General features: G+C 69.1%; 11 protein-coding genes and 3 tRNA genes. 8 read left to right on the top strand and 6 right to left on the bottom strand.

What is annotated here, in order from left to right:
* Nucleotides 1–21 precede the first annotated feature (21 nt).
* Nucleotides 22–516 carry a MarR family winged helix-turn-helix transcriptional regulator gene (locus ACIP4O_RS08310; RefSeq protein ID WP_401572914.1) on the top strand — a complete coding sequence of 165 codons (495 nt, stop codon included), beginning with the start codon at nt 22–24 and terminating at the stop codon, nt 514–516.
* A gap of 211 nt (nt 517–727) precedes the next feature.
* Nucleotides 728–1744, top strand: a complete 1017-nt coding sequence (locus ACIP4O_RS08315) for an RNA polymerase sigma factor (protein ID WP_361322224.1) — start codon at nt 728–730, stop codon at nt 1742–1744.
* Between the two features lie 83 nt (nt 1745–1827).
* Here the strand turns inward: ACIP4O_RS08315 and ACIP4O_RS08320 are convergent, their stop codons facing one another.
* The 4 genes from ACIP4O_RS08320 to ACIP4O_RS08335 form a co-directional block, all read right to left on the bottom strand.
* Nucleotides 1828–3753: an ABC transporter ATP-binding protein gene (locus ACIP4O_RS08320; protein WP_401572916.1), complete on the bottom strand. Its 1926-nt coding sequence runs from the start codon at nt 3751–3753 to the stop codon at nt 1828–1830.
* Nucleotides 3753–5486, bottom strand: coding sequence for an ABC transporter ATP-binding protein (locus ACIP4O_RS08325; RefSeq protein ID WP_401572918.1), 1734 nt, complete (start codon nt 5484–5486; stop codon nt 3753–3755). The genes ACIP4O_RS08320 and ACIP4O_RS08325 overlap by 1 nt, the downstream gene beginning before the upstream one ends.
* 113 nt (nt 5487–5599) lie before the next feature.
* Nucleotides 5600–7051, bottom strand: a complete 1452-nt coding sequence (locus ACIP4O_RS08330; RefSeq protein ID WP_401572920.1) for an FGGY-family carbohydrate kinase — start codon at nt 7049–7051, stop codon at nt 5600–5602.
* Between the two features lie 210 nt (nt 7052–7261).
* A complete protein-coding gene (locus ACIP4O_RS08335; RefSeq protein ID WP_401573893.1) occupies nt 7262–7555 on the bottom strand; it encodes a hypothetical protein in 294 nt (97 codons plus the stop codon).
* Between the two features lie 223 nt (nt 7556–7778).
* Between ACIP4O_RS08335 and ACIP4O_RS08340 the strand changes: the two genes are divergently transcribed.
* The 6 genes from ACIP4O_RS08340 (at nt 7779) to ACIP4O_RS08365 (ending at nt 10905) form a co-directional block, all read left to right on the top strand.
* Nucleotides 7779–7851 (top strand) — tRNA-Asn (locus ACIP4O_RS08340).
* Nucleotides 7852–7856: 5 nt separating this feature from the next.
* Nucleotides 7857–7929 (top strand) — tRNA-Asn (locus ACIP4O_RS08345).
* Between the two features lie 134 nt (nt 7930–8063).
* Nucleotides 8064–8137, top strand: a tRNA-Ile gene (locus tag ACIP4O_RS08350).
* A 538-nt stretch (nt 8138–8675) separates the two neighbouring features.
* Nucleotides 8676–9446 (top strand): replication initiator, encoded by a 771-nt coding sequence (locus tag ACIP4O_RS08355; protein WP_401572922.1) that lies wholly within the window; start codon nt 8676–8678, stop codon nt 9444–9446.
* A 73-nt stretch (nt 9447–9519) separates the two neighbouring features.
* Entirely contained in the window at nt 9520–9666 is a 147-nt protein-coding gene (locus ACIP4O_RS08360; RefSeq protein WP_401572924.1) for a DNA-binding protein, read from the top strand.
* Nucleotides 9667–9852: 186 nt separating this feature from the next.
* Complete coding sequence (locus ACIP4O_RS08365) at nt 9853–10905, top strand: tyrosine-type recombinase/integrase (protein ID WP_401572926.1); 1053 nt, start codon at nt 9853–9855, stop codon at nt 10903–10905.
* Nucleotides 10906–11074: 169 nt separating this feature from the next.
* Here ACIP4O_RS08365 and ACIP4O_RS08370 read toward each other — a convergent pair whose 3' ends face one another.
* Both ACIP4O_RS08370 and ACIP4O_RS08375 read right to left on the bottom strand, forming a co-directional pair.
* A complete protein-coding gene (locus ACIP4O_RS08370; protein WP_401572928.1) occupies nt 11075–11326 on the bottom strand; it encodes a hypothetical protein in 252 nt (83 codons plus the stop codon).
* A 4-nt stretch (nt 11327–11330) separates the two neighbouring features.
* Entirely contained in the window at nt 11331–18494 is a 7164-nt protein-coding gene (locus ACIP4O_RS08375) for a polymorphic toxin-type HINT domain-containing protein (RefSeq protein WP_401572930.1), read from the bottom strand.
* Between the last annotated feature and the right edge of the window lie 358 nt (nt 18495–18852).

Below are 18852 nucleotides of genomic sequence, written 5' to 3' on the forward strand. Positions count from 1 at the left end.
GGGCCGTCTAGACTTCCGCGCATGGCGGATCACGTGGAACGGGTGCTGGGGCAGTGGGCGGCCGAACGCCCCGCGCTCGATGTCTCGCCCATGGCCGTCATCGGCCGCGTCAAGCGCCTGCACCGCTTCGCCGAGGCCGCGACCCGCCGCACCTTCGCGGCCCACGGACTCGACCACGCCTCCTTCGACGTCCTCGCGACGCTCCTGCGCGGCGGCGCCCCCTACCGCCTCACCCCCGCCGCGCTCATGCGCGACGCGATGGTCACCTCGGGCGCGATCACACAGCGCCTCGACCGACTGGAGGAACGCGGCCTCGTGAGCCGCGCGCCGAGCCCCGAGGACGGCCGCGGCGTCCTCGTCAGCCTCACCGAAGCGGGCCGCGCGCTCGTGGACGAGACCCTGCCCGACCACCTCGCCACGGAGGAGGGCCTTCTCGCCGGTCTCGACCCGGCGGGCCGCGCGGCCCTCGCCGAGGCGCTCGGCCACCTCCTCGACTCGCTGGAGAATCGGCACTGACCCCTCCGGCGACCGAACCGCGGCGGCGCCTCACCGCCCCCGCCCGCCGTCACCCGCCCCACCCGTCCCACGCGCTGACGGCGCGCCACGCCCCGGCCGCAAAAAGTCCCCGCACACCCCTCGTGGGCCGCCCTCGCCCTGTCCCACACTGAAAAACGGTGACCCGCCACCCGGCGGACAGCGGCAGCGAACCCCCCAGGAGGCCGACTCCGTGCCCACGCAGCTTCGCGCCACGACGTCCACCCCGCCCAGCGCCCGCCCCCTCCCCGGCGTCCCCACGCAGCGCACGGGCGACCGCGCCCCCGCGCCCCCTGGTGGCCACGCGCCCGACCTCTTCCGCCAGTACTTACGCGAGATCGGCCGCATCCCGCTCCTCACCGCCGCCGACGAGGTCGACCTCGCCCGCCGCGTCGAGGCCGGCCTCTTCGCTGAGGAGAAACTCGCCGGACCCGGCCCGCTCGACACCCGCCTCGCCCTCGATCTCGACCGCCTCGTCGTCCTCGGCCGCGCCGCCAAACGCCGCCTCATCGAGTCCAACCTCCGCCTCGTCGTCTCCGTCGCCAAGCGCTACGCGGGGCGCGGCCTGACGATGCTCGACCTCGTCCAGGAGGGCAATCTCGGCCTCATCCGCGCCGTCGAGAAGTTCGACTACACGCGCGGCTTCAAGTTCTCCACGTACGCCACCTGGTGGATACGCCAGGCGATGTCCCGCGCGCTCGCGGACCAGGGCCGCACGATCCGCGTGCCCGTGCACGTCGTCGAGCTGATCAACCGCGTCGTACGGGTCCAGCGCGGACTGCTCCAGGAGCGCGGCCGCGAACCGAGCCACGCGGAGGTGGCGGCCCTGCTCGGCCTCACGAAGGAACGCGTCGGCGAGATCCTGCGCCTCGCCCAGGAGCCCGTCTCGCTCCACACCCCGGTCGGCGGCGAGGACGAGGTCGCGCTCGGCGACCTCATCGAGGACGGCGACGCCCCCTCGCCCCCCGAGTCCGCCGCGCTGCTCCTGCTGCGCCGCCACCTCGAAGACGTCCTCTCGACCCTCGGTGAGCGCGAACGCCAGGTCGTCCAGCTCCGCTACGGACTCGACGACGGCCGCCCCCGCACGCTGGAGGAGATCGGCGCCCTCTTCGGCGTCACCCGCGAACGCATCCGCCAGATCGAGGCCAAGACCCTCGCCAAACTCCGCTCCCACGCCTTCGCCGACCAGCTCAGGGGCTACCTGGACTGAGGCGCGCCGGGCCGGTACGGGCACGGAGCCGCCCCCACGCCCGTACGTGGAGACGGCCCCGTACCGCCGAAGGCCCCGCGTCCCTACTCGACCTCGGCCACCGCCTGCGCGAACTGCGCCGCGTACAGCCGCGCGTACGCGCCGCCCGCCGCGAGCAGTTCCTCGTGCGAGCCCTGCTCCACGATCGCGCCGTTCTCCATGACGAGGATCGTGTCCGCGTCGCGGATCGTGGAGAGCCGGTGCGCGATGACGAAGCTCGTACGCCCGGCCGCGAGGCGCTCCATCGCCTTCTGGATCAGGACCTCGGTCCGCGTGTCCACGGAGCTGGTCGCCTCGTCGAGCACGAGGATCACCGGGTCCGAGAGGAAGGCGCGCGCGATCGTGATGAGCTGCTTCTCGCCCGCGCTCACCCCCGTGCCCTCGTCGTCGATGACCGTGTCGTACCCCTCGGGAAGCGTCCGTACGAAACGGTCCGCGTGCGCCGCCCTGGCCGCCTCCTCGATCTCCTCGCGCGTGACCTCGCGCGCGGCCCCGTACGCGATGTTCTCCGCGATCGTGCCGCCGAAGAGCCACGTGTCCTGGAGCACCATCCCTATCCCGGCGCGCAGGTCGTCGCGGCGCATCCGCGCGATGTCGACGCCGTCGAGCGTGATGCGCCCGCCTGTCACGTCGTAGAAGCGGAGCAGCAGGTTCACGAGCGTCGTCTTGCCCGCGCCGGTGGGACCGACGATCGCGACCGTGTGGCCCGGATCGACCTCCAGGGACAGGTCCTCGATGAGCGGCTTGTCCTCGTCGTACCGGAAGGAGACGTGCTCGAAGGCGACCCGCCCGCGCAGCTCCTTGGGCCGCTCCGGCTCGGCCGGGTCCGCGCTCTGCTCCTCGGCGTCGAGCAGCTCGAAGATCCGCTCGGCCGAGGCGACGCCCGACTGGATGAGGTTCGCCATCGAGGCCACCTGCGTGAGCGGCATCGAGAACTGCCGCGAGTACTGCACGAACGCCTGCACGTCACCGATCGACAGCGCGCCCGAGGCGACCCGCAGCCCGCCGACGACGGCGACGAGCACGTAGTTGATGTTCGAGACGAACATCATCAGCGGCTGCATGACACCGCTCGTGAACTGCGCCCGGTTCGACGCGTCGTACAGCGCCTCGTTGTGCTCCCGGAAGACCTCCGCCGACTCCTCCTGGCGCCCGAAGACCTTCACAAGCGTGTGGCCCGTGTACATCTCCTCGATGTGCGCGTTCAGCTCGCCCGTCGACTTCCACTGCCGCACGAACTGCGGCTGCGAGCGCTTGCCCACGCGCGTCGCGACGAGCGCGGAGAGCGGCACCGTCACGAGCGCGACGAGCGCGAGCAGCCACGAGATCCAGAACATGACCGCGAGCACCCCGATGATCGTCAGCACCGAGTTGACGAGCTGACCGAGCGTCTGCTGCAGCGTCTGCTGGAGGTTGTCCATGTCGTTCGTCGCGCGGCTCAGCACCTCACCGCGCTGACGGCGGTCGAAGTACGAGAGCGGCAGGCGCGACAGCTTCGACTGCACGTCCTCGCGCAGCCGCCTGATCATGAGGTTGATCGCCCGGTTCGAGAGCCGCACCGAGATCGACATGAGCACGCCGCCGATCGCGAAGACGAGCGTCGCGATGAGCAGCACCTCGCCGATCGCGCCGAAGTCGATGCCCTCGCCGGGAGTGAAGCGCACGCCCTTGAGGAGGTCCGCGAAGCCGCCGTCACCACGCTCGCGCGCCGCCTCGATGACCTGTTCCTTCGTCTGCCCGGCGCGCAACTGCCCGCCGATCACCCCGCCGAAGAGCAGGTCGGTCGCGTGCCCGAGGATCTTCGGCCCCGAGACCGAGGCGGCCACGCTCAGTATCCCGAGCAGCAGCATCCCCGTCAGGAGCGCCTTGTACGGCGCGAAGCGGCGCGCGAGCCGCTTCGCCGTCCCCTTGAAGTCGTCGAGCCCCTGGGCTCCGGCCGCAGCCGCCATCCGTCCACCGGGACCGGCCATCACGCGGCCTCCGCTTCCGTCAGCTGGGAGAGCACGATCTCCCGGTACGTCTCATTGGTCTCCATCAGCTCGTGGTGCCGCCCCACGCCCACGATCCGCCCCTCGTCGAGCACGAGGATGCGGTCGGCGTCGCGGATCGTCGCGACGCGCTGCGCCACGATCACCACCGTCGCCCGCGCCGTCTCGTGGCCGAGCGCCGCGCGCAGCGCCGCGTCCGTCGCGTAGTCGAGCGCCGAGAAGGAGTCGTCGAAGAGGTAGATCTCCGGGCGCCGCACGAGCACGCGCGCGATGGCGAGCCGCTGCCGCTGCCCGCCCGAGAAGTTCGAGCCGCCCTGCGCCACCGGCGCGTCGAGCCGGTGCTCCAGCTCCTCCACGAAGCCCTTCGCCTGCGCGACCTCCAGCGCGTGCCACAGCTCCTCGTCGCTCGCGTCCGGGTTCCCGTACCGCAGATTGCTCGCGACCGTCCCCGAGAAGAGGTACGGCTTCTGCGGGACGAGCCCGACCGTGCGCGCGAGCAGCGCCGGGTCGACCTCGCGCACGTCCACGCCGTCGACGAGCACCTCGCCCTCGGTCGCGTCGAACAGGCGCGGTACGAGGCCGAGCAGCGTCGTCTTGCCGCTGCCGGTCGAGCCGATCACGGCCGTCGTCTCGCCGGGCAGCGCCTCCAGGTCGATCCCCCGCAGGACCGGCTCCTCGGCCCCCGGGAAGCGGAAGCCCGCGCCGCGCAGTTCGAGCCGCCCGTGCCGGCGCAGCTCGGTGACCCCGGCCTTCGGCGGCACGACGCTCGACGCGGTGTCGAGCACCTCCTCGATCCGCTCGGCGCACACCTCGGCGCGCGGCACCATCATGAACATGAAGGTGGCCATCATGACGGCCATCACGATCTGCATGAGGTAGGAGAGGAACGCGGTCAGCGCCCCGATCTGCATCCCGCCGCTGTCGATGCGGTGCGAGCCGAACCACACGACGGCGACGCTGGAGAGGTTCACGACGGTCATGACGGTCGGGAACATGAGCGCGAAGAGCCGCCCGGTGCCGAGCGAGACCTCCGTCAGCTCCCCGTTCGCGCCGTCGAAGCGCGTCCCCTCGTAGTCGTCGCGCACGAAGGCGCGGATGACGCGGTTCCCGGTGATCTGCTCGCGCAGCACCCGGTTCACGGTGTCCAGCCGGGTCTGGAGCGTACGGAACAGGGGCCGCAGCTTGCGCACGATGAGCCCGACCGAGCCGCCGAGCACCGGGATCACGACGAGCAGGATCGAGGAGAGCGGCACGTCCTGGCCGAGCGCGAGGATCACCCCGCCGACGCACATGATCGGCGCCGAGACCATGAGCGTGAACGACATCAGGACGAGCATCTGCACCTGCTGCACGTCGTTCGTCGTCCGCGTGATGAGGGTGGGGGCGCCGAAGTGGCCGACCTCGCGCGCCGAGAAGGACTGCACGCGGTCGAATATCCGCGCCCGCACGTCCCGCCCGAGCGCGGCGGCGGTCCGGGCCCCGTAGAACACCGCGCCGACGTTCCCCGCCATCTGCACGACGGCGACGAGCAGCATAAGCGCGCCGAACTCCATGATGTAGCCCGTGTCACCCTTCACGACACCGTTGTCGATGATGTCGGCGTTGAGCGTGGGCAGGTAGAGCGCGGCGCAGGTCTGGACGAACTGGAGCAGGACGAGAAGGGCGATGGGCCGTTTGTAGGGGGCCAGCGAGGCCCGCAGAAGTCGTATGAGCACACTGCGCCTGTCGGAGAGGGGTCGGGAGCCTCCCTATCCTGAGCGATCCGCCCGTGTCCGGACCAACCGATTAATTCAAGCCCAGGTCAAATCCGGCCGCTCCGGGTTTGGGCTCACAGCGGCTGCCGCTCCCCGAAGGCCCCCGGGTGCGTCTCCTCCCGTACCGCCGTGTACTGCTGCCGCACCGCGGCCCCCACGAGCCGCTCCTCCTCGTCCGCCTCGATGACCTGCGCCGCGGCCCCCTGCCACTGCGGCGGCCGCGCCGGGTCGAGCCGTCCCTCGTGCACCCCGAGCGCCCACGCCGCCTGCCGCGCCGCCCCGAGCGCCGCGTAGTCGGCCGGCTGCGGTACGACGACGCGCGCGCCGAAGAGCGAGGCGGCGACGGCCCGTACGGCGGGCAGCCCGGCCGCCGAGCCGAGCAGGAAGACCCGCTCCACCTCCACACCCCGCGCCCGCAGCACGCCGAGCGCGTCGGCGACCGAGCAGAGCATCCCCTCGAAGGCCGCGCGCGCGAGGTGCTCGGGCCGCATCGACTCGCGCCGCAGCCCGCTGAGCGTGCCCGCCGTGTACGGCAGGTCGGGCGTGCGCTCGCCCGCGAGGTACGGCAGCAGGACGAGGCCGTGCGCGCCGGGCGTCGACTTGAGCGCGAGCGCGGAGAGCCCGTCGAGGTCGGTACCGAGCAGCTCAGCGGTGCCCCGCAGCACCCGTACGGCGTTGAGCAGCCGCACCACGGGCAGGTGCATCCCGGTCGCGTCGGCGAGCGCGGTCACGGCCGCGTCCCCGATCGCCTCGTGGTGGACCGCCATGACCGAGCCCGAGCCGCCGAGCGAGACGACCGCGTCGCCCGCGCGCACCCCGAGCCCGAAGGCGGCGGCCATCGTCTCGCCGGTCCCGGGCGCGATGAGCAGCCCCTCGGGCGTCGTCCCGGCGGCCTCGGAGGGGCCGAGCACCTCGGGCAGCGCGACGGGGTGCCCGAGCGCGAGTTCCGCGAGGTCGGGACGCCACACGCCCTCGCCCGCCGACCAGTAACCCGTGCCCGAGGCGCCGCCCCGGTCGGTGGTACGGCGCGTGGGCCGCCCGAGCAGTTGCCACACGAGCCAGTCGTGGGCCTGGAGCACGCTCGCGGTCCTCGCGGCGTTCTCGGGCTCGTTCTTCGCGAGCCAGCGCAGCTTGGTGACCTGGTGCGCGGGGCCGGGCGCGGAACCGACGGCCTCCGCCCAGGCGGGGCGGCCCCCCTCGAGCGCGTCGGCGAGGTCGGCGGCGGTCGCCTGCATGCGCTTGTCCACGCCGATGAGCGCGGGCCGCACCGTCGCGCCCTGCGCGTCGAGCGGCACGAGCGCGTGCTGCTGGGCCGAGACCCCGATCGCGCGCACTCCTTCGAGCACCCCGCCCCCGGCCGCCTCGCCCAGCGAGAGCAGCCAGGACTGCGGATCGGTCTCGTGCGGCTCGGCACCCTCGGTGGGGTGCGGGGCGTACCCCTGCTTGAGCACGGCGCCGGTGTCCGCGTCGCACACCACGATCCGGGTCGCCTCTGCCGAGCTGTCCAGTCCCGCGACTATCCCCATGACAGGGGATTGTGCCGCACGCGAGTGGCGGAGCGGCACTCGGCCGTACGGCGTAAGGGGCGGGGGGCCTTCGGCGTACGTACGGGTGCGGGGCGGCGTACGGGTGCGGGGCGGGCGGGGCAGGTGCGGCGTACGGCTGCGTCCGTCATGGCGTACGGGTGCGGGGCGCCCCCCGGCCTGGGGGACGCCCCGCACCCGTACCGCGCGGGCTCAGACCGTGCCGGAGCCGAAGTCGTCGCCGCGGTCGTTGCCCGCGAAGGCCCGTACCCGCCGCGAGACGGAGTCGGGGAGCCGGTCGCCGACCTTCACCGAGACGACGTGCACCGCCTTCCCCGCCGCGACCCGGCCCTGCTGCGTGGCGGTCTCGGTCACGTTCCGCACCGCCGGATTGTGCGAGACCTGCCGGGCGTACTTCGCGAGCTGTTCGTAGCGTTCGCGCCCGGCCCTGGTCCCCAGGACGTAGCCCAGGGCCGCGCCCGCGGCGAATGCGATCCGGTAGCGCATGATGGCGGCCACCCTTCCCTCGTGTTCGGTCTGCGTCGGTCTGCCCGTACGTGATCTTGCCCGATCATCGCCCGGCGCACCGGCCTGTCCCGATGAGGGTTCCCCGTGAGCCGGGCCGCAGCCCCAACCGATTGGCAAAGCACCCCCCTGCTTGCGCTAATGTATGAGTCGCAGCGAGCGCACACCGCACACAGCGGGCCGCGCGTCCGCTGCGGCAGGTCGATCCCCTGTAGCTCAATTGGCAGAGCAGCCGGCTGTTAACCGGCAGGTTACTGGTTCGAGTCCAGTCGGGGGAGCTCGGTCTCCTGTAGCTCAATTGGCAGAGCAGCCGGCTGTTAACCGGCAGGTTACTGGTTCGAGTCCAGTCGGGAGAGCACAGCGAAGGACCCCGGTTCGCCGGGGTCCTTCTGCGTGTCGCGGCAGGTCGGCCCCATCCGAGGCGAGAGATCGTATGACCGGCTATGCTGCGGCAGACGGCGCAGACAGGGTCCACCCGACGCGCCGCAACGGGGCGGTAGCTCAGCCGGTTAGAGCAGCGGACTCATAATCCGTCGGTCCTGGGTTCGAGTCCCAGCCGCCCCACCGCGAGGTTCCTGGGGGAAGCCTCCTGACTCGGGGTTTCGGGGAGATCCTCGTCCCGGGGCGCTCGCTCGGACTCGCCCAGCATCATTGGCTCGCTCGCCGCTGACCCGCTGCTCGCTCGAAGAGCTGAAGACAGTTCCCGGCTCACTCGAACGGCCTGCTCCGGTCGCTTGGTGATGATGAAGGCCGAACCGGCGAGTGCGGGATATTGATACGAGGCCCCTGCTGAAGACAAGGCGTCGGTGACCCGCTGCCTTTGGAGCGCTACAGCGACGCCTCCGCTCGAATGCGGCGCGGCCGTCAATCCGCGCAATGCCCGCGCCGACACAGGGGCCGTGCGACTGCGGCTCGGCTGGGCGCGCTCCGACGGCAGGGGGCATGAGCCCACGGGACGTGGTCCTGTTCAACGCCCACGCCCAAGCCCTGTGGGCCCGCTTCACCACCTGTCTGCGCCGGGAGATCGCCGTCCGGCCCGCCATGACCCAGAAGGCTGCACGCGCGGTCCTCCGCGAAGGCCGCCGATTATCAGAAGCGCGGCTTGGCCCACTTTCACGCCGCGATCCGGCTCGACGGCCCTGACGGCAGCGCACAGCCCCGGCCCCCGTACGCCGGCATCACCGGGCTCACGGACGTCATCCGCGCTGCCGCGCCGCGCACCCGTATCTCCGTCGGCTCCCACGAGGTCGGGGAACGCGAACTCACCTGGGCCAGCAGCTCGACGTGTGCGAGACCGCCGCCTTCGTCGCCGAGGCCGAATTCACCGATCAGGCCGTGGCCGCCTACGTGGCGAAGTACGCCACCGAAGTCCGCCGACGCTCCGGCACCCTCGACCGCGCCCTGTACTGCCGCCCCTGCCAGGGCCGCGGCGCCACCCTCCTACCCCACAGGACGCCGCTCCCGTGCCCGCCTGCGACGGCACCGGGCAGACCCGGCCGCTGCCCCGGCTCGCCGTCGCCCGCCATGTGCGGCGGATGATCCGCACCTGCTGGGAATTGGGCGCCTGCCGGAGTTCGCCCACCTGAAGTTCTGGAAGTGGGCGCACATGCGCGGCTTCCGCGGCCACTTCTCCACCAAGTCCCGCAGCTACTCCGTCACGCTTGGCGCGCTGCGCGATGCCCGCCGCGCCTGGCGCACCGAACAGGCCCGCGCCACGCCGGCCTGCCCCAGTGCGGCCCGCAAACCGCCCTCGTCGTCGGGGCACCGGAATTACCTCGGCACGGGCTACAGCCTCGGCGCGGCCCTCCTCTCGGCCGGCGTCTGGCACCGCCGTGAACTGGAACGCCGGTTCACGGCCGAAGGCGGCTGCTGATGGCCTCGCCCCGCCGCCCGCAGTCCTCTGCGTTGCGGACCCGGCGCTGGACTTGCTGACGGCGCCCCAGGTGATGGCCCGTCTCCAACTCGGCCGCTCCGCCGTCTATGACCTGCTCCGCAGCGGCCAGCTCGCCTCGATCATGCTCGGTCGCGCTTGCCGCAATCCCCCCGCTCCCACCGGCTTCATCCGCACCCGCCTCGAACAGGAGGCCGCCTGATGACCACGCCTCGCCTCATCCCGCCGCTCCCGCACCCGTGCGAACGAAGACGGGACCGTCTACCAGCGCAAGGACGAAAGGAGGGAAGCCGCCGGATACGCCTTCGCCCCGGCAACACCCGCCAAGCTCACAGAGAAGCTCGCCACCAGCAACCGCGGCCTCCCTATCCCGTCTGCGCAGGGCAGCGTGGCCGCCCACCTGACGTACTGGCTCGACGCTGTCGCCGTTTACCAGCTCCGCGAGAACACCCACACCCGCTACACCGCCGTCACCCGGCTCTACCTCATGCCCGGCCTCGGACGGAAGAAGCTCGCCAAACTCACCGCCAAGGACGTCCGCACCTGGCTCAACCAGCTCCGCACCACCTGCCAGTGCTGCGCCTGCGGCCTCGACGCCGCCCGTGTCGAGCCCCTCTGCTGCGCAGTTGGAATGTGCTGCTCCAAGCGGCTCTCGCCGCTGACCTTGGCCTACGTGCACTCCGTCCTCAAATCGGCCCTGGAGCACGCAGTACGCGAGGAAGAGATCCCGCGCAACGTCGCCCACAACGTCCGCACCGGCACGCCTCGGCCCCGCCACTTCGAACCCCTCACCGCCGACGAAGCCCGCCAGTTCCTGACCGCCGCCAGCGGCCACCGGCTGCAGGCGCTGTTCGAGCTCGCCCTGCGCACCGGCCTGCGCAAGAGCGAACTTCTCGGCCTGCGCTGGGAAGACCTCGACCTGGCCGGCGGATCTGCCAGCATCCGACGCACCCTCCAGCGCACCAACTCCGGCGGCCTGACCCCCCTCCCGACCAAAACCAAGAGCTCCGAACGACGCATCGCCCTGCCGACGCCGTGCCTGCGCTCCCTCGAACAGCACCGCGACCGACAGCGCAAGGAACGCGAGGCGGCGGGGACGGACTGGAAGGACAGCGGTTACGTCTTCACCCGCCCCGACGGCGCCCCAATCGAAGGATCCACCCTCACCCGGCACTTCACCACCCTGCTCCGCCAGGCCAGACTCCGCCGCATCCGGTTCCACGACCTCCGACACTCGGCGGCCATCCTCCTCCTGGAGCAAGGAGTGGAACTCATCGTGATCAAGGAGCTGTTGGGGCACGCCCACATCGGCGTCACCGCCACCGTCTACGCCCACGTCCGACTCCGCCTCCAACGCCATGCCATCGACACCCTCGGCAACGCCCTCGCTGCCCAGGACGACGACCCCGACGACCCGCCCACTGCAGCCGTCGTCCGCTGACGTTGCCGTCACCGTTGCCGTCAGACCACGCTGAAGCCCCGCCAGGTGTCACCTGGCGGGGCTTCAGATTTACATCCCGTGGATTCACTCCCGCTGCCGCTGATTGGGCCCCATCACCGAGGCGTCGCAACGCATCCGGAGCGGCTCCCCTCTCTCTTACGGGAGAGAATCAGAGCGTATCGATTTCGTTCCCCTGTGAGTCAACGATCGCATAGTCGCCGGGATAGGGGACCCAAACCCCAATCCCATTAGGCCACGAGACAATCTCAAGCGAGGCCACGTTTGAGATTGCGGTCCGGAGAAAGACCGCCTCACCGTCACTCAGGGAGAAGGTGGTTCCTACTGGCTCGAAGCACACCTCGACGCTTTCCCCTTGCGCCGCCGCAAACTTCAGGTCTACGACCTGCTCTTCCTTGCTCACCTGACTATCTCCAAGCATCGATGATCTCCTGAGTCAGCACCACGCGCGCCGGTGCAGTCTTTCCACCCTTCCCTGCAAGCGCTGCACTCTGGTAGAAGTCCTGCAATTTCTCGGCGTCACCCCTGCTCGCCAACCCTCTCAATTCAGCTGGAGAGCGTGTTCCTATGAGATGAGAGGGATCTCCAGAACCCCAGACGCGCCCGCCCACTTCTTGCAGGGTGCCACCTTCAAGTTTCGGAACGCCGACCCTGCCGCCCGGATTGGTGAGATCGGTGGTGTTCCCCTTGGAGTCGACCGAGAATCGAGGATCACAGTTGCTGTTGTGCACGAGCACGGGAGTCTCGCCCGCCAGCACATAGTACGTGTGGTCGCGATCGATGGTGAGGTCGTAGGTGCGCTGATGCTTGGTGTAATGGCGGGTCGCTGTGATGGTGACGATGGTGTCGTCAGTCGAACGGAGTCTGTCGCCGGGGTGGAGGTCTCCGGCGTTGATCCACGCCTTGTCGCTGGGTGACCAGAAGGGGTGGGTGTCCGTCGCGGTGAGCTTTGATTTTTTGCCGTCGGCCTGGACCGTCAGTTCGGTGAACTTTTTGTCGTCGTGCGTGACGATCGTTCCGACTACCTTGCGTGGAGATATCTTTCCTGTTTCCGGGTCGGCTGCAAGAACCCGGTCTCCGACGTCTACGTCTTCGATGTCTTTGGTCCCGCCGTCGGCGAGTTCCACGTCCGTGCCCGCAAGGAAGCTGTGCTTATCGCCCTTCGTCAGGCACTTCCCTATCTGCGCCGCTTCCTTGGCCAGCTTCTCCGCCTTTTCGACGTCGCGGCCAATCTTGGCGATCTTGGCAATCTTCCCTGGCGTACCGACCAGCGGAATGTCAGTAAGAATCCAGCCACATTCTGGCGATATGTCCCAGCAAGACTTCAGATCAGCGGGGTCGAAAACTAGCCCCTTGGCCATATCTACTATGTCGCCCAACCAGTGGCTCTTACCCTTGGGTGCTCTACCGTCAATGACCCTGCCGTCGTTAGTCAGTGTCTCCTGCCGGTAGGCTATACGATCACCGTTCTTGTATTTTTCCTCAGTGAAAACGTATGAATGGTCGTTACGGTCCTCCCGGGTGCTCTTCGTGAAGAACTGGTCGTATCCTCCATTCCGGTTCGCGGCCCAAGATTCGTGCACTCCGCCCGCGCATTCGCCTCTCGGTCCGCAGGACTCGTAGTGGAGCCCGGAAGGGTCGGACGAGGTGACGGGGCTGTTGTTGCTGTAGCTGTACCCGTTGATCTGTTGCGGGTCGGCGAGGTCCATGACCGGGTCGACGCTGATGAATCGGCCGGTTGTGGTGTCGTATTCGCGGGCGCCGATGTGGGTGAGGCCGGTGGTGGTGTCGTCGATGCCGACGCCGAGGTAGGTGTGTTTGTCGGGCCAGTTGGTGGGTTTTGTTCCGCGGGTTTCGCCGTAGGGCTTGAATTCGCGGCGGGTGACCGCTTGGTTGCCGGTGAGTTCGACGGCGGTTGATGAGGTGCCGAGGAGGTCGGCGGGGGTGACGGTGAGGCGGTGGGCGGTGGTGGCGCCGTTGGAGGTGGAGCGGGTGACGGTGGGGGTGCCGGCCTGGCTGTAGCTGCGGGTGGCTTTGGTGATCTTTCCGTTGGCGTCTGTGGTGAGTTCGGTTTCGCCGAGGTAGAGGGTGCTGCCGGTGGCGGAGTGCTCCAGGAGGCGGTTTCCCTCGGTGTCGTAGACGTAGGTCGTCTGGGACGTTCCGACGGTCGCCGTTCGCAGTCTCCCGGCCTGGGTCCACTTCAGGTCTTGGGTGCCGGTGGGCAGGGTGCGGGTTTCGGTGTTGCCGAGGTCGTCGTAGCGGTAGGTGCTGCTCTGGCCTGTGGCGGTGGAGGTGAGGGCGGTGAGGGTGTGGGGCTGGGCGATCGTGGGTGCGCTGGTGCCGTTGCCGGTGACCTGCTTGCCGTAGGCGTAGGTGCTGGTGACGTTCTTGGTGGCGTCGCTGGTGTTGTGCTCGGTGAGGGAGGCGCGGTTGGCGGCCCAGTCGTAGGTGAAGCTCTGCCAATAGCTGGTGGCTCCGGTGCTGACCGTGGTCGCGGTCGGGCCTGCGTTGGTGAGGGTGTCGGTGAGGGAGGTGTCAGGGGCGCCGGTGGTGTCAGCGGCGGTGTCGGAGGCGTCCGCGCCTGCCGGTCCGGAGGGTTCGGCGTTGGTCTGGTAGCCCCAGGCGCTGCCGGCGGTGTTCTTGCAGCCGGTTCCCTTGCCGTTGGGGATGAGGTTGGAGGTCCAGGCGTGGACGAGCTGCCCGAGGCGGTCGTAGGTGTAGCACTGGTTGTCCCAGGTGCCGTCTCCGAACTGGCGTGCCTGGGAGGAGATGAGGCCTGAGGCGTCGTAGGAGTAGGTGCTGTCGGTGACGCGGTGGGGGCCGGCGGTCTCGCGGTCGGTCACGGTGCGCTGGAGGCGGCCCGTGTGCTCGTCGATGAAGTTGGTGGTCCACAGGCGGGAGGGCTGTTTCCCGCTGACGGAGCGCAGGACTTCGCCGAAGGGTGAGTAGGTGGTGTCGGAGGTGTACCAGTCGATACCGGACGTGGACTCGGCGAGGCCGTCCTCGTCGTAACGGGTCAGAACGCGCTCGGCGGCCAGACCTCCGACGGCGGGCAGCGTGACGCTGAGAGGCTGTCCGGTGGGCGTGTACGTGTACTGGTAGGAGTAGGCGTTCCGGTCCAGTCCCTTGGTGAAGTCGTTTTTGGGGATGATGACGTCTTTGCCGGTGGGGCGGTATGCGGCGTCGTAGCCGGTGACGCGTGTGGTGTAGTCGCCGGTGCTGTCGTGCTGGGTGGAGGAGACGGGCTGGCCCAGGGCCCCGGGCAGTGTGTCGTACGTGTACTCCTTGACCGGATCGCCGGACTTGTCGCCTTCCCGTACCTTGGTGACGCGGCCGAGGACGTCGTAGTCGGTGGACGTGGCCCGCCCGAGCGTGTCCGTGGCCTTGGTCTGGCGTCCGGCGTCGTCGTACTCGAAGCTGCTGTCACCGGAGTCGGGGTCGGTCTGGCTCTCGAGCTGGCCAAGGGCGTTGTAGGTGTAGGTCCACTCGGTGCCGTCGGGGGCGGTGACGTGGTTGAGGTTGCCCCGGGCGTCGTACTCGTAGCCGGTGACGCGTTTCGCGGTCGCGGCGGCGTTGACGTACTGGCGGATGGACGTGGTGCGTCCGAGGACGTCGGTGTAGGTGTCGGTGACGGGGGTGGTGGAGCCGGGGGCGTCGACCTTGGTGTAGTTGTCGCCGTAGGTGGTGTAAGTGGCGTACTTGAAGGTCTGGCCGTAGAAGGTGGAGACCTGGACGGGGCGTTCTAGACCGTCGTAGCGGGTGCGGGTCTTGCTGGGGAGCAGGCTGTCCGAGCGCCGCTCGAACAAGTGCGTCGAGGGCTCGTCCTTGGCGAGGTAGGGGCTGGTCTGCTCGCTGACGAGGCCGTGGTCGTTGTAGCTGGTGTCGGTGATGATCCGGCCGCTGCCGTGCGCTTCGGTCTGTGTCTGGACGGCGCGTTGCAGGCCGTCGTAGAGAGTGACGGAGCTGCTGTAGGTGCCGTCGTCCTTCAGCGTGCGGGTGGTGACGGCGGCCGGCGAGGTCGTCTTGGCATCCGCCACAGCTGCCTGGTAGGCAATCTGTACATCCGGGTTGGTGGCCGAGGCGTGTTCCGGCAGCCAGCCCTTGACCAGGCGGCCCAGCGCGTCGTATTCGGTGCGCGTCACCCGGCCATTCGCGTCGGTGATTGCCAGGGCGGAGCCACGGCCCGGGTCGAAGGTCGTGGTGGTGCCACGGCCCATGGCATCCAGAACCTTCATGGAGGTGACTGGCCCGCCGCTGTCCTCGACCTTGCCATCAGCAGGGTTGTAGCGCGTCTCGGTTGTGCCTTCACCCGGCGCGGTGACGGTTCTCGACCTGCCCAGCGCGTCGTAGGTGAGTGTCGTCTTGAGGTCGCAGCAGTTGCCGTCGCCGTTGTTGGTGGCGACGGTCGTGGCGTCACCCTTGGTTGGTGTGGCGCCGTAGCTTCCGCCGTCGTAGCTGGTCTGGACGGTACTGATCAGCTTGGTGGCCGGGTCGGCGTCGGGGGCGCCGGAGCACGGGGTCGCGGTGGTGCGGACTTGCTTGGGCAGGGCGATGATCCAGCGGTCGGCTGCCGGGTCGTGCACGTAGTCCGTGGTGACGCAGCTCTGCTCGCTGAGGGTTTCGCCGCCCGACTTGGGCTTGACGACGGAGGTCTCCATCTTGACCGGCAGTCCGTAGGTGTCCTCGACCTCGGTCGTGGTGCGTACGGCTTCCCAGGTGGTGCCGACGGTCCTGATGGCGTCGGTGCGCTTGGTCCCTGAGCGGTACGCCTTCAAGGGCGTGAGGTCCGTGCCGTCTTCGCTCTCGCGACCGCGTGAGGCTGTCTGCTTGAGCCAGGGGTAGTTCAGGGTGCGCTGGATGACCCGCCCGTCACTGCGGTCGTAGGTGATCGCTTCCGCCACGGTTCCGGCGAAGGGCTCCGCGTCGTCGTCGGTGAGGGTGTACGTGCCGGTGGAGTCCTTGACCGTGCCGCCTGTGCCCTGGAAGTACCGGGTGGTCTGCGTCGACTGGGCCTGGGGGTCGCCGGCCTTGACGTTGCCCTTCTTGCCCTTGGTCGTGGTGACGCTGCGGTATCCGCGCCAGTCGCTGTAGGTGCGCAGTGACGGCTTGGAGAACTCGTCGTCGCTCTTGGCCCAAGCCGGGCCCACGTAGGTGTACTGCGTGTAGACGGGGTCGGCGTGTGCGGCGACCTTGTCCGTCTCCACGACGGAGGAGACGACGTACTTGTTGAACCACGCCTTGGCGGGCTTCTTCTCGTCGCCGTCCGGGGACCAGCGCACGGGGAAGCAGGTGCCGTTCCTGCTCTCGGCGTCCGAGGCTGGCTCGGCGGAGCAGCCCCCCGTGTACTGGACCTCGATGTCACCGCCGTCGGGGGTGGAGACGATGCCGATGCGGGGACGGGTGAAGGGGGGCCGCTGGTCCTTGGGGCCGCTGGTGACGAGGTTGGGGAGCTGGCGGTCCAGGAGTCTGCCGTGCAGGGGGTCGCGGCTGCCAACCGTGTACGCGGTGAAGCTGACACCGGAGGCGGAGTCCTGGGTTCCGGTGTTGTCGCCGGGGGCGTAGCCGCGGTGGGTGATGGAGTTGAGCCACAGGCCGGGCGCGCTGTCGTACCACTCCTGGGGGAAGGACTGGTTGAGCTTCCAGCTGTCGACCTTCCCCAGGGCGCTCTGTCCGGGGCGGGCGGCCTTGGTGGTGATGGTGTCCAGGCGCATCTGCGTCCAGAACGACGGGAAGCTCGGGCACAGATCCGACGTGGACTTGCAGTTGAGACTGCCGGGGGTGTCCCACCAGTAGCGGTAGGCGCCGGGGTCGTCCGTCTTGGCGAAGTTCGCGGACGCGCACAGGGTCGCCGACTCCAGGCAGCGTTGCGCGGCGGTGAACTCGATGGTGGCAGCGGGCTTCGTCAGGTCCGCTACGCGCATCCCGTACTCGATGGAGGTCGGGTAGGCGAAACGGTCGTACTGCTCCGGGGACTTGTACTTTTTCCGGGCGCTGTAGTAGTTGGTCTCCTGCTTCCAGTTGACCACGGTCGTGTTGCCGTGCAGGTCGACGATCTTGTCCAGGCCCCAGCGCCATGCCTGCTGCTTGCCGCTGCCGCACCGGGAGTCGGCGAAGGCGTCCTGGTGGCAGGGCTCGCCGGGATGGTTGCCGAAGACGGGGACGGTGGAGACGGAGTCCGTGGTGGCGTGCCCGCCATCGACCTTGTTCAGGCCGTAGTAGTAGTCCGTGCCGTCGGTGGTCGTGACGACCCAGTACTCGCCGTCGTTGTCGTCATTCGCACCTCCCGTGCGCAGCTCGACGCGGGTGCCGTCGTCCTGCTGCGGACGGTAGACGTCCCCGTCCGCGTCGACCTTGACGAGTTCGGTGCTCTTCCCGTTCAGGGACATCACCGCGTTGTCCGACACCCAGCACAGGTCACCGGTCTTGTCGGACTTGGTGGTGTTGTTCGGCGTCCCGGCGTTCAGCTTCTTCGTGTCGTCCGAGCAGGAACGGTAACGGCGCTCGATGTGGCCCGGGTCGTATCCCCAGCCCTCACCGATCCACGACGACTGCGGCGAAGCGATCGCTGTCTTCCCGTCGACTTCTTGCGAGTTGTACGAAAGAGAGACCTGCGGTGTGGGCCCGGCGGGCGCCGGCGGAGTGGTGAGGGGGTAGGACCAGGCGAACGCGCCGGAGGAACTGCCCGCCGACCACTTGCCGCTCGACGCCAACGGCGTCGCCTTGAACGTTCCCCCGGGACCGCTGCCCGAGTCGACCGCACCGACCACGGCCGACGAGCCCGAGGCGGCAGCCGAACTGATCGCCGTCTTCGCCCACTGCGTGGAGACGCCTGACGCGCCCTGTGTCACGAGGGGCGTGTTCGGGCGGGGTTCGACGGTGGCGGTGACCGTCTTGGTCAAGGTGTCGTTGGTGGTCTCCAGCTCCTCGTACTGCCGGCATTCCTCGACGTCCGGCGTCGTCCGGAAGCAGTCTGGGAACTGCACCAGCCGCAGCCGCGAGGCCCAGTCGGCACCGTAGAGGTTCTGGAACTTCGCGTAGTCGAGCTGTACCGACACAGGCACGGCATCCGCCGAAGGCGCGTCCACCTGGACGACGGCGCCATCAACACCCTGTTCGACGACGTCGGTTCGCGCGTCCAGGCTGACCTGCCAGGTGCCCGTGGGCGCGGGCTGGTCGGGGGCCTGTCCCAGCTTCACCGGCAGCGAGCCCACCGGCACCGCGTCAGTTGCTGGCTGGGCGGACAGCGTGCGAGCGACGCTGCCGGAGAAGGTCACCGTCCCCGACCCGGCCGCAGGCGGCGTCGCCGTCCCTGCGGGAGCCTCGTGCTGGTCGTCGGGGACCTCGGCCTTCAGCGAGTCCAGGTTGACGTCGAAGGTCCCGCCATCCACGGGCTTGTCCTGCTTGAGCTTCTCCAACACCAACTCGTCGCGCCCCACCTCGGCCTGCTCGGGACTCGGCGGCACCGCGAGAGCCTGCGCCGGCAACAGCCCGAGGACCAGCGCCACACCGAGGACCGTCCTGGTGGCACGACGTGATGGACGGCGACGTGCGCGCCGCGATTGACCGAACACTGGCGGAGAGTCCCCTCGGACCGTGGGAGCGAGACCACACCGGTCACGCAGGAGACAGCTGATGCCCGAGATTTTGTGACCGTCAGGTGAAGATCCGCCAGCTATGCAGCTCCTGTGTGATCATCATCACGCATCAGGTCGGGACTCATGTTTCTATTTACGAACCCTTCGCTCAAATAGGTTCTGTTGTTTCGAACGGTGCGGTCAGTTTGTATGGGGCAAAACCCCCACATGGAGCCTTAGGGGGCATTTCTGAGGGGCTTTCATGCCTGTTGATAGGGATTTAGCGTCCCGCGAGAGTTGCGTGGGTCGTGTGTCCGGCCTTGAGTGGCGATCAAGAGAGCTAATCGGTTACCCC

Origin of the sequence: Streptomyces sp. NPDC088923 (assembly GCF_044749745.1) — a bacterium.
Lineage (GTDB): Bacteria > Actinomycetota > Actinomycetes > Streptomycetales > Streptomycetaceae > Streptomyces.